Genomic DNA, 14,120 nt, shown 5'->3' on the forward strand with positions numbered 1-14,120 from the left:
AAACTAATCAACTATGTCAGATTAAAATGCATACTTTTGAGTGGGAAATTCCCGAATCCTTTTTCATTTAAATTTTTCTTCCACCCAACCTTTCTTCCACGCATTCTTTATGAAAAAACGCTTTACCCAATTCCGAATACTGTCCCTGCTCCTGGCCAGCCTGCTGGCCGGCGGCCCCTGCTGGCCCAGGACAAGGCCATCAGCGCGGGTAGCTTTAATTCCTTCTTCCTGGGCTTCGATTGCACCGACCCCACCCGCCCGTCAGCCACCGGATTCAATGGCAATGGTCAGCTGGGAGACGGCACCACTACCGATAAAAACAGCCCCGTAGCCGTGCCCGGGCTCACGGGCGTCAGGGCGGTGGCGGCCGGGGGGTATCATTCCCTGTTCCTCAAAGAGGACGGCACCGTGTGGGCCACCGGATTCAATGGCTATGGTCAGCTGGGAGACGGCACCACTACCGATAAAAACAGCCCCGTAGCCGTGCCCGGGCTCACGGGCGTCAGGGCGGTGGCGGCCGGGCAGAATCATTCCCTGTTCCTCAAAGAGGACGGCACCGTGTGGGCCACCGGATTCAATGGCAATGGTCAGCTGGGAGACGGCACCACTACCGATAAAAACAGCCCCGTAGCCGTGCCCGGGCTCACGGGCGTCAGGGCGGTGGCGGCCGGGGGGTATCATTCCCTGTTCCTCAAAGAGGACGGCACCGTGTGGGCCACCGGAATCAATGTCTATGGTCAGCTGGGGGACGGCACCACTACCGATAAAAACAGCCCCGTGCAGGTGCCCGGGCTCACGGGCGTCAGGGCGGTGGCGGCCGGGGGTATCATTCCCTGTTCCTCAAAGAGGACGGCACCGTGTGGGCCACCGGATTCAATGGCAATGGTCAGCTGGGAGACGGCACCACTACCGATAAGAACAGCCCCGTAGCCGTGCCCGGGCTCACGGGCGTCAGGGCGGTGGCGGCCGGGGCGTATCATTCCCTGTTCCTCAAAGAGGACGGCACCGTGTGGACCACCGGATACAATGGCAATGGTCAGCTGGGAGACGGCACCACTACCGATAAGAACAGCCCCGTAGCCGTGCCGTTCGGTGCCTGCGGCGTAGCCCCGCAGATCAGCTGCCCGGCCAACATCACCGTCGACAACCAAACTGGGCAGTGCGGAGCCGTGGTCAGCTTCACCGCCACCGAGACGGCGGGCGTCCCCGCTTCGACTATCACCTACTCCATCCCCCCGGGCAGCTTCTTCCCCGTGGGCACCACCACCGTGAAGGCCACGGCCACCAACGCCTCAGGCAGCTCGGAGTGTACTTTCACCGTGACGGTCAACGACACGGAGAGGCCGGCCATCAGCTGCCCGGCCGACATCAACGCGACGGCCACCAGCGCCAATGGCGCAGTGGTCACCTATACAGCACCGGTTGGCACCGACAACTGCCCCGGTGCAGTCACGACCCGCATCGAGGGGCCGGCCAGCGGCAGCACCTTCCCCATCGGCACCACCACGGTCACCCACCGGGTGCGGGATGCGGCGGGCAACAACCGGCGGTGCTCCTTCACGGTGACGGTGACGGGCGTGGCGCCGCAGATCAGCTGCCCGGCCAACATCACCGTCGGCAACGACCCGGGCCAGTGCGGGGCCGTGGTGAACTTCGCCGCCACCGAGACGGCGGGCATCCCGGCTTCGACCATCACCTACTCAACGCCCCCGGGCAGCTTCTTCCCCGTGGGCACCACCACCGTGATGGCCACGGCCACCAACGCCTCGGGCAGCTCCCAGTGCAGCTTCACCGTCACGGTCAACGACAACCAGCCCCCGGTCATCACCTGTCCGGCCAATATCAACGCGACGGCCACCAGTGCCAGCGGCGTGGCGGTTACCTACACCGCACCCACCGGCACCGACAACTGCCCTGGTCCCACCACGTCCCGGATTGCGGGACCAGCCAGCGGAAGTACCTTCCCCATCGGCACCACGACGGTCACCTACCAGGTTACCGATGCGACGGGTAATTCGACCCAATGCTCCTTTACCGTGACGGTATTGACCGTCACCACCACCGTCCAAACCAACGTAGCATGTTTCGGGGGTAGCACCGGCAGCTTGACCGTTGCCGCCTCGGGCGGCACGAGCCCTTATAGCTACGCCCTCAGTCCCGGCTCGGCCACCAACGCCACCGGTAGCTTCACCGGGCTTTCGGCCGGTACCTACACCGTGACGGCCACGGATGCCAACGGCCGCATGGCCACTTCGGGAACTATCACCATCACCCAGCCCGACGCCATTACCGTGCAAATAAGCGGCAATACGTCGGTGCAGTTTGGCTACACCAATGGCAGCAACTGCACTACCCTGACGGCCAGTGCCACCGGCGGAACGGGCTCGTTCACCTACGCATGGCGGCAGGGCAACTCCTCCATCGGCTCCAAAGCTAACCAGCAGGTATGCCCCACCCAGACGACGACCTACACCGTGACAGCGACCGACGCGGCAGGCTGCTCGGTCCAGAAGCAAATCACCGTCACGGTCGACGACGTGCGCTGCGGCTACGGTGGCGTTAAGGTCTGCCTGGGCGGACGCGAGCAGTGTATTGCCCAATACCTGGTACCCACCTACCTGCGCTTGGGCTACACGCTCGGCGGCTGCAATAGCAATACCCCCGCACGCATGGGCTACGAGGAAACACTTACCGCTAAACCACTGGCCCTTTCGTTGAAAGCTTATCCCAACCCGACCAGCGGCTATGTGACTGTTGAAGTACAGAGTCCTGTGGCGGAGCTGGTCAAGTTTGAGGTGGTCAATGCTCAGGGGCGAGTGGTAAAGCAACATCAGCGAGAGCTTGTTGAGGGATTCAATGAGGTACGCTTCGAACTAACAGCCCAACCCACGGGCAATTACCTGATTCGGGCCATTGACGTCTTGGGCCACCAGGCTGTCGTGCGGGTTAATAAGCAGTAAGTATGAGCTTGTTTCAGAGCTATTAAGGAAACGGCCCGCTACAATGTTGTAGCGGGCCGTTAGTTGGATGGGCGAACCCTACACCAATTCGAGCTTCGGGCATTGCGTGAGCACCTGCTCGAGGTCCCCCCGTTGTGCGTAGTCTTCCGCAGGAGACTGCGTACCAGAAATATTCAGCAGTCTGTTGCCCTACTCAGCCAAACGGCCCGCTCCATGCATGGAGCGGGCCGTTTGGCTAGTGGAGTGGGCTATGTAGATTAAGCCACTTTCAGGTGCGGGCATTGTTTCAGCACCTGGTCGAGATCCTTCTGGCGCTTTTTCTCCGAGTCATAGTACCAGGTGCGGACCAACTGGTCGTTTTCACCGTAGAAACACAGTACCCACAGGTTGGGCTTTTGGTCAAAGGGCGAGTTGAGCTTGACTTTTGACACGTTCGAGGGTTCGACCGCCAGATTGGCGATTCCGCCCTTGTACATGCTTTTCAATAGGGTCATGGCAGGGGATTTCAAGGGTGGTGGATGTAGGCTCGTATACCTGGGAAGGTCGGAAAATGGCGCTATCCTTCCTTTCCCACAGCCTGAATACCCCATTCAGGGCCGACACAGGCTTACTGAATAAAGTACGATCATAGATCGGTTTTGGATTTTTGGAAGTTGCCCCCTTCTTTTTTCCAAAAAAAGCCCGGAGTCAGAGCGGGAATGCTTCTCCGGGCCTAGTCAAACCAATCTTTCGACCAATCCGACCGCTGCAAATGTAGTTACAATTCCCGTAACGGCGGACCATCCCACTTTTTAATGGACCCGTTAATAGCAAGAATCGGATTGTGCCTACCACTGTCCGGGGGTACTTTCGGTGAACAAAGTTTACTGGATAATCAAAAGAAGCCATGCACAAGACTTGCAAACCCGCCATGCTCTATTTTGGCACACCCGTTGTTCTCATAAGTACCACAAACGAAAATGGTACAATCAATCTGGCCCCTATGTCTTCCATCTTTTGGCTCGGTTGGCGATGTGTCATAGGGCTTGGGAGAGGGTCGAAAACAACGGACAATCTAATCAGAACAAAAGAATGTGTATTAAATCTTCCCTCCGTCGACCAGGTGAACGCGGTTGACAAATTGGCTTTGACCACTGGGTCGGAGATAGTTCCGGCAGGAAAAATTAGAAGAGGATACACCTACGTACCAAACAAGTTTGAAATTGCCGGGGTATCACCGGTTGTTTCAGAAGTTGTATCAACCCCCGGTGTCCGGGAATGCCCGGTATGCCTTAAAGCCCTAGTACGGAAAATCCATCCTGTTGGTGAGGACGACGAGGTGATAAAGGGTCGAATTGTCAATATCGAACTGGAAATTGTTAATGTAAGGTTGCATAGCGAAATCCTTCAAGACGGGCAATCCAACAGGATCGACCCAAACAAATGGAGGCCATTGATCATGAGTTTCCAACATTTTTACGGGCTGGGAGATCAAATACACCCTTCTAGGATGGCCGAAATTCCAGAAGGACTCTATAAAATGGACCAAAATAGACCCTAATCCCCAGTTATGCGTAGCCTTCCGAAGGGAGTCATGTAGATTTATGCCCTATGATAAGCCTTGACATTGGGCTTATCGGGGAAGGGGGGACTTAGTTCGATTTTCTAAACCATGGACACTTCGATTCCTGGTCTGTGGAGCTTATTCGAAACCTAATCCGGGCTCTTTGTCCCCACAGAAGTTCTTCCGGGCCTGCTCTTACATCACGCCGTTGATCGATGCCCGGACGCCTTTCGTCGGTGCCCGTGCGCCCTCTAACGATTACGGCTAGTGCGTTTCGGGTAGCTCACCGTCTTATTTATACAAGCACACTACCACCCTCTACGTGAAGATATAGCCATGGCCCTGTTGAAAAGTAAATTCAGTATCGGACTGCACAACCTGACGGTTGAAGAGGCCGAACTTGCCACCATCAGACTCAGTCCGCCCTACCCGGCCAAACCCAACGTGTGGGTCCTCTCTTTTTATGGGACAGACGGCCAGGTGGTGCGCACCTGGTACTACGATAGCGAGAAAAAGCGGAAGCTGGACCTCGATCAGGTGCTGAAACGCTGCCCACGCCTGAAAGTGGAGTAGGCTTACCCTATGATCGGATAGCCTGGATTCGAAAGAATGTGATTACTTGATTTAGTAATCGACAAAGAGGGGAGCCCATGGCTCCCCTCTTTGTGCCAAAAATGGATTTCCTGGAATTCAAAGACAGGGGAAATCCGTAACCCATGACCTTTGTTCACGGCTCAATAGGCCAAAAGGGTTCCGGTGCATCCGGAACCCTTTTCGCCATCAGGGGAGTAAAACCCTACTGCTTCTGCACGCGCACGACGGCCTGGCCGCCGAGCGCATCACGGCAGCGGATCAGGTAGACGCCCTCGGCTGCCTGGCCACCCAGGTCCATTTCGATCTCATTCAAGCCCTCACTGAGCTGCTCGGTGCGCTGCTGCACCGGCCGGCCCACCAGATCCAGCACATCGAGCCGGGCCGGGCCGGCCACCGGGCTGCTGACCTGCAGGGTCAACCGGCCGCTGGTGGGGTTGGGGTAGGCGCGCACCGACAGGCTCAGCACCGGTTCGCCCGACTGCCCCTCGTAGCCGATGCGGGCGGGCACCTGGGTGCGGCACCCGCCCAGCGTGTAGCCGAAGCGCAGGTAGGTGGGCACCAGGTACTGGGCGATGCACTGCTCGCGGCCACCCAGGCACATTCTCACCCCGCCGTAGCCGCAGCGCACGTCGTCGACGGTGACGGTGATCTGCTTCTGGGCCGAGCAGCCCGCCGCGTCGGTGGCCGTCACGGTGTAGGTCGTCGTCTGGGTGGGGCAGACCTGGGTGCTGGTGCCGCTGGCCCCGTTGCTCCAGGCCAGGCAGATGGCGCCTGTGCCGCCGCTGGCGCTGGCCGTCAGGGTGGTGCAGTTGCTGCCGTAGCCGTAGACGACCGAAGTGTTGGGCGAGGTGTTCAGCGTGATGGCCGGGCGCACGGTGACGCTCTGAGTGCTGCTGCTACTGCATCCGTTGACGGTGACCATATAGGTGATTATCCCGCCGTTGCCGGCGTCGGCGGGGGTGAAGGTGCTGCCCGCCACGCCGGGTCCACTGAAGGTGCCGCCCGGCGTGGCGGGCAGCAAAGTCACAGCGGCCGCATTGGCGCAGTAGGGTCCGGAAAGGCCCGTGAAGCTGGCGTCGGGCGGGGCGTTGACCGTCAGCTGGGTGGTGGTGCTGTCCGATCCGTCGGCGGTCGTCACCCTGAGCGTGTAGGTCTGGCTGCCCGTGCCGCTGGCCGTAAGACTCTGGGTGAAGGCAGTGACCGAGCTGGTGCCGGTCAGGGTGCTGCCCGCCCCGTTGGTGAGCGTGTAGTCGTAGGAGCCTGTGAAATTGCCCACCGTGGCGGTGAACTGCACGCTCTGGCCGGCGCAGACAGGTCCGAGACGGTGGGGGCGGTGGCACTCAGCCTGACGACCCAGTAGTCGGCATTGCCGTGGTTGCCACTCACGTCGCCGTCGTTGGATTCTGTGAATCCCGCCACGACAAAGCCCCCGTCATCGCTGGCCGTGATGGCAAAGGCATCATCATAATCCGTTCCGCCCAGGGCCTTCTGCCAGACGATGCCCCCCAAGGAGTCGAGCCTGACGACCCAGTAGTCGGCATTGCCTTGGTTTTCTGCCACGTCGCCGTTGTTTGATTCTGTGAATCCCGCCACGACAAAGCCCCCGTCATCGCTGGCCGTGAGGGCATTGGCAATATCATAACCCGTTCCGCCCAGGGCCTTCTGCCAGACGATGCTTCCCAAGGAGTCGAGCTTGACGACCCAGTAGTCTGAGTTACCGTGGTTTCCACTCACGTCGCCGTCGGTGGAGTACGTGAATCCCGCCACGACGAAGCCCCCGTCCCCACTGGCCGTGATGACCTTGGCTTCGTCATAACCCGTTCCGCCCAGGGCCTTCTGCCAGACGATGCCCCCCGCCGCGTCGAGCTTGACGACCCAGTAGTCTGAGTTGCCGTGGTTTCCACTCACGTCGCCGTCGGTGGATTGGGTGTAGCCCACGACAATGTAGCCCCCGTCGGGGCTGGCCGTCAGGGCAGTGGCCACATCTACCCCAGAACCGCCCAGGGCCTTCTGCCAGACGATGCCCCCCGCCGCGTCGAGCTTGACGACCCAGTAGTCTGAGTTGCCGTGGTTGCCACTCACGTCGCCGTCGGTGGATCGAGTGAAGCCCGCCACGACGTAGCTCCCGTCCCCGCTGGCCGTCAGTACGAATGCATCGTGACCGGTGTCGATCTTCCCTGGGAATGCCTCCCGGGGAAAACTCCGGCAACGGGGGTATGGGTGGTTGGCCGGAGGTTAGATGACGGTGCTGCTGGCGAAATCAGCATCAAATTCAATGGGACGGTTTATAAGGGTTCTTTTAAGCGGATCGGGCGGGGTTATGTTTTTAACTGGCCCTATGGGAGCGGCGTAACCTTCACAACGAAATCCATCTAAGACTCCCAGTCAGGGCGATTGGCCGTCAGAAGCAACCGGTTCGTAACCACAGTCATTTGGATAACCTCGACACGATATTGGCCGGATGCCGGCGTAGGAACCGCCAGAGCCAGGAAAAGCTGTACCGGCGGTTTTACCCCGCGCTGTTCTCTCTGTGCAGGAATTTTTTCGGGCAAGAGCACGATGCCCTGACCGCCCTGAATAACGGTATGCTTAGGGTATTCCAGCATGTCAACCAGTACGATCCGCAGAAGGGCGAATTTTTCAACTGGATGTACACGATCGTGAGGAACGCCGCGCTGACCTTGCTGCGTGACCGCAAGACGCAATGTTTCGAGTATGAGGAAATCGACGACCTAATGGGATTCGAGTCGCCTGAAAACCCCCTCGATGCCCTTACGGCAGGCGACATACAGGTTTACCTCATGCAGTTGCCCGTCGCTACGAGAAGGATATGCGGACTGTTCTACCTGGACGGTTTTTCGGTAAAGGAAATTTCAGACGCGCTGGGCATCCGTGAAGGTACGGTCAAATGGCATCTGAGTGAGAGCAGGACCAGGTTGAAACCCATTCTTGAAAAGGCACTCCGTTAAAATGGTGAAAAAGGCCAACGAAAATATCAACAAGTACCATCATGACCGGCTGCCGGATCCTGAAATTCCGGCTGATGAGGCATGGGCACGAATGGACAGCATCCTGGGTTCAGACCTAACCCCGGTCAAGGGCCCCGGAACTACAGCAAAACTATTGAAATACAAGTGGGCGTTTCTCTCCACCTGTGCAGTGACAATCGTTTCTACGGTCATTTTCATTAAAATCGCACATCATTCCTCTGGCAAGGAAGGTCAGAATCCCGGGGGCACCGATACAACAGGCGCAGCCATGGCCAAAAATGAAAAAGGGGCACGTCGAACGGTTCATGCCCCTGAGCCGGGCAAACCGAATGGAATAGCAATAGGAGCAACCGGACCGGAACCTTTCCAGGGACATCGAAACGGGGCTATCGCATCCGCAGCCATTGATGCTACCCCTCAAACGCGAAAAGCAGGGTTGCAACGGCTAGCCGAATCGGCCCGGCCGTCAGAATCTGCCGTTCCAGAAGGACACAGGGCCGCCAAGCCCAGGCGAAACGCCAAGGACGCGCGGAATTCAGCCTCATGGTGGAAAGGCATCAAGCCAGTCAATGCTTTGAAAAATCATTATTTGCAAAATGACAGGCCACTTTCCGGCAATGGGGAAAACAGCAGGGGGATCTCACCCATGAAAGTAAGAATGAAAGGGCTGAGGAGCTTGCCGACAAACTGGCTATTGTCAATCCGGATAAGAGACCGGGTGCCAGGACCGATCTTCCGACCATTCCTTTCCTAAGGCCGGCCTCAAAGACTATCAAGCCCTATCAACCCGAGACGGCGATCGCCGCCCCCCCCGTACCAGGAAAGCCCGCTTACCCGCAGGCAAATCCGGGGAATACATTTTGGGCCCGAGTGGGGGATAAACAGCCCACTCACGCATACGGACTATCTCTTTACACGAAAGGATAGCGTCAATAGGCCCGCATTGTTGCTCATCCCAGGCATTTTTGTTTCGAAAAGCTGGCTGCGGCATTCGGTATCATTCACCTTTTCCCCTTACCAGCCTTATTTCGGTAATGGTGGAATCGTGGCACATACCCTTGACTCCACCCTGAGTGGCGACTCGTTGAAGACCTACAACAACCTGAGGCTGATGAAGGCATCCGGCCTGAATTTCAGCCTGTACTGCCATTACCAGGTCACGGGTTTTTTTGCTTTGGGGGCGGGCGCATCATACAGCTTTTTCTCACATGCATTGGTAAGGAAGGAGATCGAAAACCGCGAAGGTAGGATACTTCCCGGGGCACTCGTCACTTTGACTGAATCAGCGGGATTGGCGGAAACAGTGAACCCACGCTTTTTTGCTGTAAAGGCGGGGATCCTTTTCAATCCCGGTCGTTTCCAGGCCGGTCTCAATGTGATTGTTCCCATCACCCGTGTTTCCCGGATTAACCGGGAGTCGTTGAAGCCTTTGAATGGACAGCTTTTTCTACGCTTCAACTGCTGGTAGACAGTTGGGAATCTTATAGGGTTGCGTGTTACAACCTGCACCCACTGAGGCATGAAGTCTTTCCAGGCTGAAAAAACGGTAGGCTTATCATGGCTCGGTTGTGCATCAGCGCTCAAAGAAAACAGGAGCATGATGGCGAGGTTAAATGTCGCTTTCATGATTATTTTTGGTTTAGTCGGTCCGATTGTGTATCGATGCGTAAAAAAATGCATTCGCATTCACTACCCCCCAACGCATCTCATCCTGATGAAATTGATATCTGTAATCGAAAGTTATCAGGAAGCGGTCTTGACCCGTCGTACTGCTATGTGACAATGAATCCATCCAGTACTTCTTGGTGAAAGTTCTTTTAGTGGCGTACCCGTATTCTACCGGTAGGCTGCCTCGGAGAAAATGACGATAGCCGGCAGGGACATCAATCGGATGCATGTTTTCACCGTTACCCATGGCAACAGCTTCCCATATGCCCAGAATCCGCTGGCGGTTTTTTCTATCGCCTACGCAACCAAACAGCGAGGAAAGCAGGACAAATGCGACGGGAGCTTTCAAGACAGTTCGATATCGGGTTGAAAGATATTCCGCTGTAAGACGAGCTGTATGGTGCAGGAGCTTTTGTAAAGGTAATATCCATGTACCGCCCCCCAACCGGATGCAATGAAAATTCCCTTATCTTGACGTAGTTTTTACCCATTTTGCTCGTGGCTTCGATTTCACGATTCACCGGGTTGACGCCGGCCACCCCCGGGTAGATCGCCCGATAGGCGGGGTTCTCCGTCGGACAGAATCAATCCGGGCTTGCGCCATCCATAGACCCCAATCCAATCCGTAACCTGAGCTTGCGCCTATGAAATATTTCGTCAATTCTCTTGCCTGGGCCGCACTAATCGCCTTTGTGGTGGCTTGCCAGCCCAAAACGCCCGATCCCGATCAGAACCTGCAAATACTCTCCCTTTATTTCCGTGAGATTCCGGCGGAAGACGTGGCCATCGACCAGGAGAAGAAATTGATTACGGTGAGGGCTCCCGAATATCTGCCCTCGGGCGAAATAATCCCTTACGTGGAATTGAGTGGGCAAGCCGAGCTGAAACCCGTAAACTGGCGGGGCCTGTTTTACGGAGACTGCCCCGAGTGCAGGAAGCTGGAATTGTTCGATAAGAATGCTGCATCCAACATCCCAGCTTCGAGCGGTACACCGCAAAGTACATACACCGTGACGCTGCTTCCGGCGGGACCGCTTACCATCGATGCGACTGCCCTCGCCGCCGACTTCGACCCCCGTGATTACCAGTTAAAACCGACCGAGTACGGCCCCAATTTTTTCTTTTTGCCATTTCGGAATCTTCACGGCAATGACCTGCCGACTCAGGCCAAATTCACCAATCTCGATAACAAGGAAGTTTTCATCGTAAAGGACTCAGACAGTCCCAACGGACCAAGTTCTTCCTTCTTCTTTCAGGGGGCCTCGGCCCGTATCAATCAGTTGGGCATCGAAATCCAATCCATGGAAGAAAAGCTGACGCCCGGTCGCTACCAGGTGGAGCTGACCATGAAGAATGGCGAGGGACTGACCACGCCCGAATTCGTAACCCTCAAACCAGGCCGGCTCCGGGTGAACAACTGGCAACCGGACTACGAGGGGTCCCGGGTGCGGCCGGGAGGCACCTTCCTGCTCACAGGGGGGAATTTGTCCGCAGATAATCTTAAAGTAGAGCTGGCGGATTCCCTAGGACAAGTCACAAAACTAACGGTAGCGGATGCCAGCAAGTACGGCGAAACGGCACGAATCAAACTCCCCGCTTCCCTGGAATACGAACATTACGTCCTGCGGATCAGCGATGCCACCGCCCGATTCGAGTTTTGCCACCAGGTTCACAATAGGCCCGGCACACTCGCCGCGAACGAAATCTATTATATGGGCGACTACCTGTCGTCGTGTTCCATCCAGGAGCCGCTCTTTTTTCCAAGGGACCAGGAGAATTATGTGAGCGTCAACAGCGTGGCCCCCAGAACCCGCCTGAAACTGGTTGGGTTTCAGGATTCGACCAAAACTTATTTTGCCGAATCCGAACTCCGTCACGTGACGCAGGTTGGGGAGTCGGCCTTCGTGCGCTTTCCGGTAGACATCCCCGCTGGCAGATACCGCGTATCGCTGCAAGTGCTGGACGAAGCCGGTAAAGTGAATCAGGAAGGCCCTCCTTACTGGCGAGTGATTGAACTCAAATAAAAAAACTACCTGCCAGGTAAATACCACTGAAAAAAAGGATAAATTTAAATTTCGCGGGTACCACAGAATTTCTTTCAAATTTACAATTTCATGGGAAGGTTTTAAAAGTTCATATTATGTTAAAATATATAGTTAAATACTTAAAAATCATTGCTTTAAGTTGCCTTATTATACTGGCATTATGCGGCGTAGGTTTTGGTGGCGCAGGTCCTATATCGTCGCAAACCAAGGAACGCTATCTGGATAATGAGGTAAAAACAGAAGTTGTACAGGCGAAGAATGAAGAAAGCGGCCTAATGCAAGAAAATATAGTAAAATCATAATCCAGCCTGCCATGATGGTACGTGGGCTACTTATAGCAAACGGACGAAGGATTACTTTAAGAGAATTCGACATTATTTGGCAATTAATCAGCGGCCGACAAAAACGAGGATTTTATGGTCCAACTCGGCCAAAGTGCCAATCAACTAAAATACAGTCTTTAAGTTTCATCATTTATAGAATCTAGCCAAAGTGCAAGGCCCAGCCTTCTCTTGTGAGGGGCCGGGCCTTGCACTATTTAAGGAATTGTCAAATACCTAGTCTTACGTAAAGTGAATATTATAAGAATAGCGATTGTCCGTACCAAGATCAATCGGTATCACAAGTTAGGCTGCGTTTTGATGCGAAACTTGCCCTTAATTTTTTTGTCACCCGACATCCACCCGTCAAAAGAACCTTCTATCCAAATCAAGGGATAAAGTAATTGAGAATTCGTCAAGGTGTCATAATAGACTTTACTGATTGTAAAAGAGCGAGTCTTACTATCTTGTTCAGTCAAGGTTGAGTTACCCAATCCACTACCATCATCTGCCCATTTTACGATTTCAATCACAGCACCCCTGCTACTAGTTAAATGATAGCTTTTATCTTGGAATAAGAAGTCGTACGGTCCTGATTTTAGTAGTTTAGTGGAATTGCCTTGATTGAGTAGCCACTCCTGCCGGGTAAAATGAAGCATAATGGTCCACTGAGTTTTTGTTAGTGAGTCACCAAGGGTCTCACCTAATCCAATTACAGCTGTACCTAGTTTAGCGGCTACTGTATCACTTGAACGGTTAGTAAATGAGATGCCAAGTGATTTGACACCGTTCTGATTCTCAATGAAGTCAAAACGTTCCCCATCATATTCAGCTGAAATAAATGAAAGCCCTTCCGGTGGCTCTGTAAATTCAGGTTCCATTGGCTCCATTTGATTGGTGGAATCATTACAACCTACTAATAGAAGGGCCAAAATTATGAGTAAATTTTTCATAGTTTCCAAACTGTTTTGTAAGTGAAAATATGTCAAGCTACTATCGTTTTTTGCCAGTAATATAACGCAAAAGCCAATCACCACAAAGTTTTTTGTCCGATTATTATCAGCTCTAAATTAGGACCAAAAATCTATCAATGAGCTTTATAGAGTGGTTCCTTGAACCAGCCAATCCTGGTCCAATAGGCAAGTTAGGACTAAATTCTCCCGAGTCGGATGACGATGATGACAAGCCACCTAGAAAATGGCTTATTTGGTTAGCGGTTGTAGTCGGTTTGATTTTATTTGGTGTTGGTCTCTTTTGGGCGTTCCAAGATCTGTCTCATAGAGCGGCCCTGCCAATAATTTCCAGACTATGTTATTTAGCCCTTTACATACTAATAGGCCATCTAATTACTGCTAAGCCTAATTATACCAACGTTGGATGGGTGGGAGGTCTGATTGACAACCCATTCCGTATATCCGACGATTACAATCGATGGTTAGTATTCATAAAAGCTATTTTACTGCCAGGAAAGCTAATAGCTTACAGTCTAATAATGAGTTGGCATCTAAGCAAACATCTCTATAATAAGCTCAACAAGTAGCCCTATAAGCGTGATTCTGTTCGAGACTCTTCCAGAAGCGAAGTGAAAAGCAGATAATTCAGGTTCCTAGGATTTGTATAAAAATCAGTAGCGGCAAGGGCCTAGATCAGGATGAATACGATCACTCAATGAATCAGCATATAAAATACCTTTCTTCGCGGCCACCAAGTCCTCTAAAACGGCTCGATCGACATTTACCCAGACGCAACAAGGCCCGCTGTAGACATCATTCTCAACGCCTAAGCGACCTAACTTTTTATCATACCAAATTGCATACCTTAACTCCCTCTCCTTTTCAGGAAACTGATAAAGTAGTTTATAGTCCCCGCTGTAAAGGTCGTCATACTCACCTAGCAGATGCTCCAGCATTTTTTGTTCAGCTGTAAGACGATCCGGAAATTCATCCATCGAATGATAACCTCCCAAATAACAACTGGAGGTGAATAATACCAGTAGCAAT

General features: G+C 54.2%; 16 protein-coding genes. 10 read left to right on the top strand and 6 right to left on the bottom strand.

Annotated features, from left to right (window positions below; translation table 11 throughout):
* The first annotated feature begins 36 nt into the window (after positions 1–36).
* Entirely contained in the window at positions 37–930 is an 894-nt protein-coding gene (locus GBK04_RS29175) for an RCC1 domain-containing protein (RefSeq protein WP_373331530.1), read from the top strand.
* Complete coding sequence (locus GBK04_RS31435) at positions 834–2,960, top strand: HYR domain-containing protein (protein ID WP_373331571.1); 2,127 nt, start codon at positions 834–836, stop codon at positions 2,958–2,960. The genes GBK04_RS29175 and GBK04_RS31435 overlap by 97 nt, the downstream gene beginning before the upstream one ends.
* A gap of 257 nt (positions 2,961–3,217) precedes the next feature.
* Here the strand turns inward: GBK04_RS31435 and GBK04_RS29200 are convergent, their stop codons facing one another.
* Complete coding sequence (locus tag GBK04_RS29200; RefSeq protein ID WP_152766666.1) at positions 3,218–3,454, bottom strand: hypothetical protein; 237 nt, start codon at positions 3,452–3,454, stop codon at positions 3,218–3,220.
* A 416-nt stretch (positions 3,455–3,870) separates the two neighbouring features.
* Between GBK04_RS29200 and GBK04_RS29205 the strand changes: the two genes are divergently transcribed.
* On the top strand, positions 3,871–4,500 hold the full coding sequence (locus GBK04_RS29205; protein ID WP_373331572.1) for a flavin reductase family protein: 630 nt from the start codon (positions 3,871–3,873) through the stop codon (positions 4,498–4,500).
* 339 nt (positions 4,501–4,839) lie between these two features.
* Positions 4,840–5,076, top strand: a complete 237-nt coding sequence (locus tag GBK04_RS29210) for a hypothetical protein (RefSeq protein ID WP_152766668.1) — start codon at positions 4,840–4,842, stop codon at positions 5,074–5,076.
* Positions 5,077–5,299: 223 nt separating this feature from the next.
* Here the strand turns inward: GBK04_RS29210 and GBK04_RS29215 are convergent, their stop codons facing one another.
* Entirely contained in the window at positions 5,300–6,391 is a 1,092-nt protein-coding gene (locus GBK04_RS29215) for a T9SS type A sorting domain-containing protein (RefSeq protein WP_152766670.1), read from the bottom strand.
* Positions 6,313–7,179 (bottom strand): hypothetical protein, encoded by an 867-nt coding sequence (locus GBK04_RS29220; protein ID WP_152766673.1) that lies wholly within the window; start codon positions 7,177–7,179, stop codon positions 6,313–6,315. Before GBK04_RS29220 ends, GBK04_RS29215 begins: the two co-directional genes overlap by 79 nt.
* Between GBK04_RS29220 and GBK04_RS29225 the strand changes: the two genes are divergently transcribed.
* From GBK04_RS29225 to GBK04_RS29240, 4 genes are all read left to right on the top strand, one after another.
* Positions 7,165–7,473 carry a hypothetical protein gene (locus tag GBK04_RS29225; protein ID WP_152766674.1) on the top strand — a complete coding sequence of 103 codons (309 nt, stop codon included), beginning with the start codon at positions 7,165–7,167 and terminating at the stop codon, positions 7,471–7,473. The genes GBK04_RS29220 and GBK04_RS29225 overlap by 15 nt on opposite strands.
* Before the next feature lie 56 nt (positions 7,474–7,529).
* Positions 7,530–8,066 (top strand): RNA polymerase sigma factor, encoded by a 537-nt coding sequence (locus tag GBK04_RS29230; RefSeq protein WP_152766676.1) that lies wholly within the window; start codon positions 7,530–7,532, stop codon positions 8,064–8,066.
* On the top strand, positions 8,047–8,841 hold the full coding sequence (locus GBK04_RS29235) for a hypothetical protein (protein ID WP_152766678.1): 795 nt from the start codon (positions 8,047–8,049) through the stop codon (positions 8,839–8,841). The genes GBK04_RS29230 and GBK04_RS29235 overlap by 20 nt, the downstream gene beginning before the upstream one ends.
* A gap of 291 nt (positions 8,842–9,132) precedes the next feature.
* Entirely contained in the window at positions 9,133–9,555 is a 423-nt protein-coding gene (locus GBK04_RS29240; protein WP_152766680.1) for a hypothetical protein, read from the top strand.
* A 171-nt stretch (positions 9,556–9,726) separates the two neighbouring features.
* On the opposite strand, the gene GBK04_RS29245 is transcribed toward GBK04_RS29240, so the two are convergent.
* Entirely contained in the window at positions 9,727–10,104 is a 378-nt protein-coding gene (locus GBK04_RS29245) for a hypothetical protein (protein ID WP_152766682.1), read from the bottom strand.
* 295 nt (positions 10,105–10,399) lie between these two features.
* On the opposite strand from GBK04_RS29245, the gene GBK04_RS29250 reads away from it, so the two are divergent.
* Together GBK04_RS29250 and GBK04_RS29255 are read left to right on the top strand one after the other, a co-directional pair.
* Positions 10,400–11,779 carry a hypothetical protein gene (locus GBK04_RS29250; protein ID WP_152766684.1) on the top strand — a complete coding sequence of 460 codons (1,380 nt, stop codon included), beginning with the start codon at positions 10,400–10,402 and terminating at the stop codon, positions 11,777–11,779.
* Between the two features lie 116 nt (positions 11,780–11,895).
* Positions 11,896–12,102, top strand: coding sequence for a hypothetical protein (locus GBK04_RS29255; RefSeq protein WP_152766685.1), 207 nt, complete (start codon positions 11,896–11,898; stop codon positions 12,100–12,102).
* Between the two features lie 317 nt (positions 12,103–12,419).
* Here GBK04_RS29255 and GBK04_RS29260 read toward each other — a convergent pair whose 3' ends face one another.
* Complete coding sequence (locus tag GBK04_RS29260; protein WP_152766687.1) at positions 12,420–13,073, bottom strand: hypothetical protein; 654 nt, start codon at positions 13,071–13,073, stop codon at positions 12,420–12,422.
* 671 nt (positions 13,074–13,744) lie between these two features.
* Positions 13,745–14,068: a hypothetical protein gene (locus tag GBK04_RS29270; protein WP_152766691.1), complete on the bottom strand. Its 324-nt coding sequence runs from the start codon at positions 14,066–14,068 to the stop codon at positions 13,745–13,747.
* Between the last annotated feature and the right edge of the window lie 52 nt (positions 14,069–14,120).

Origin of the sequence: Salmonirosea aquatica (assembly GCF_009296315.1) — a bacterium.
Taxonomy (GTDB): Bacteria; Bacteroidota; Bacteroidia; order Cytophagales; family Spirosomataceae; genus Salmonirosea; species Salmonirosea aquatica.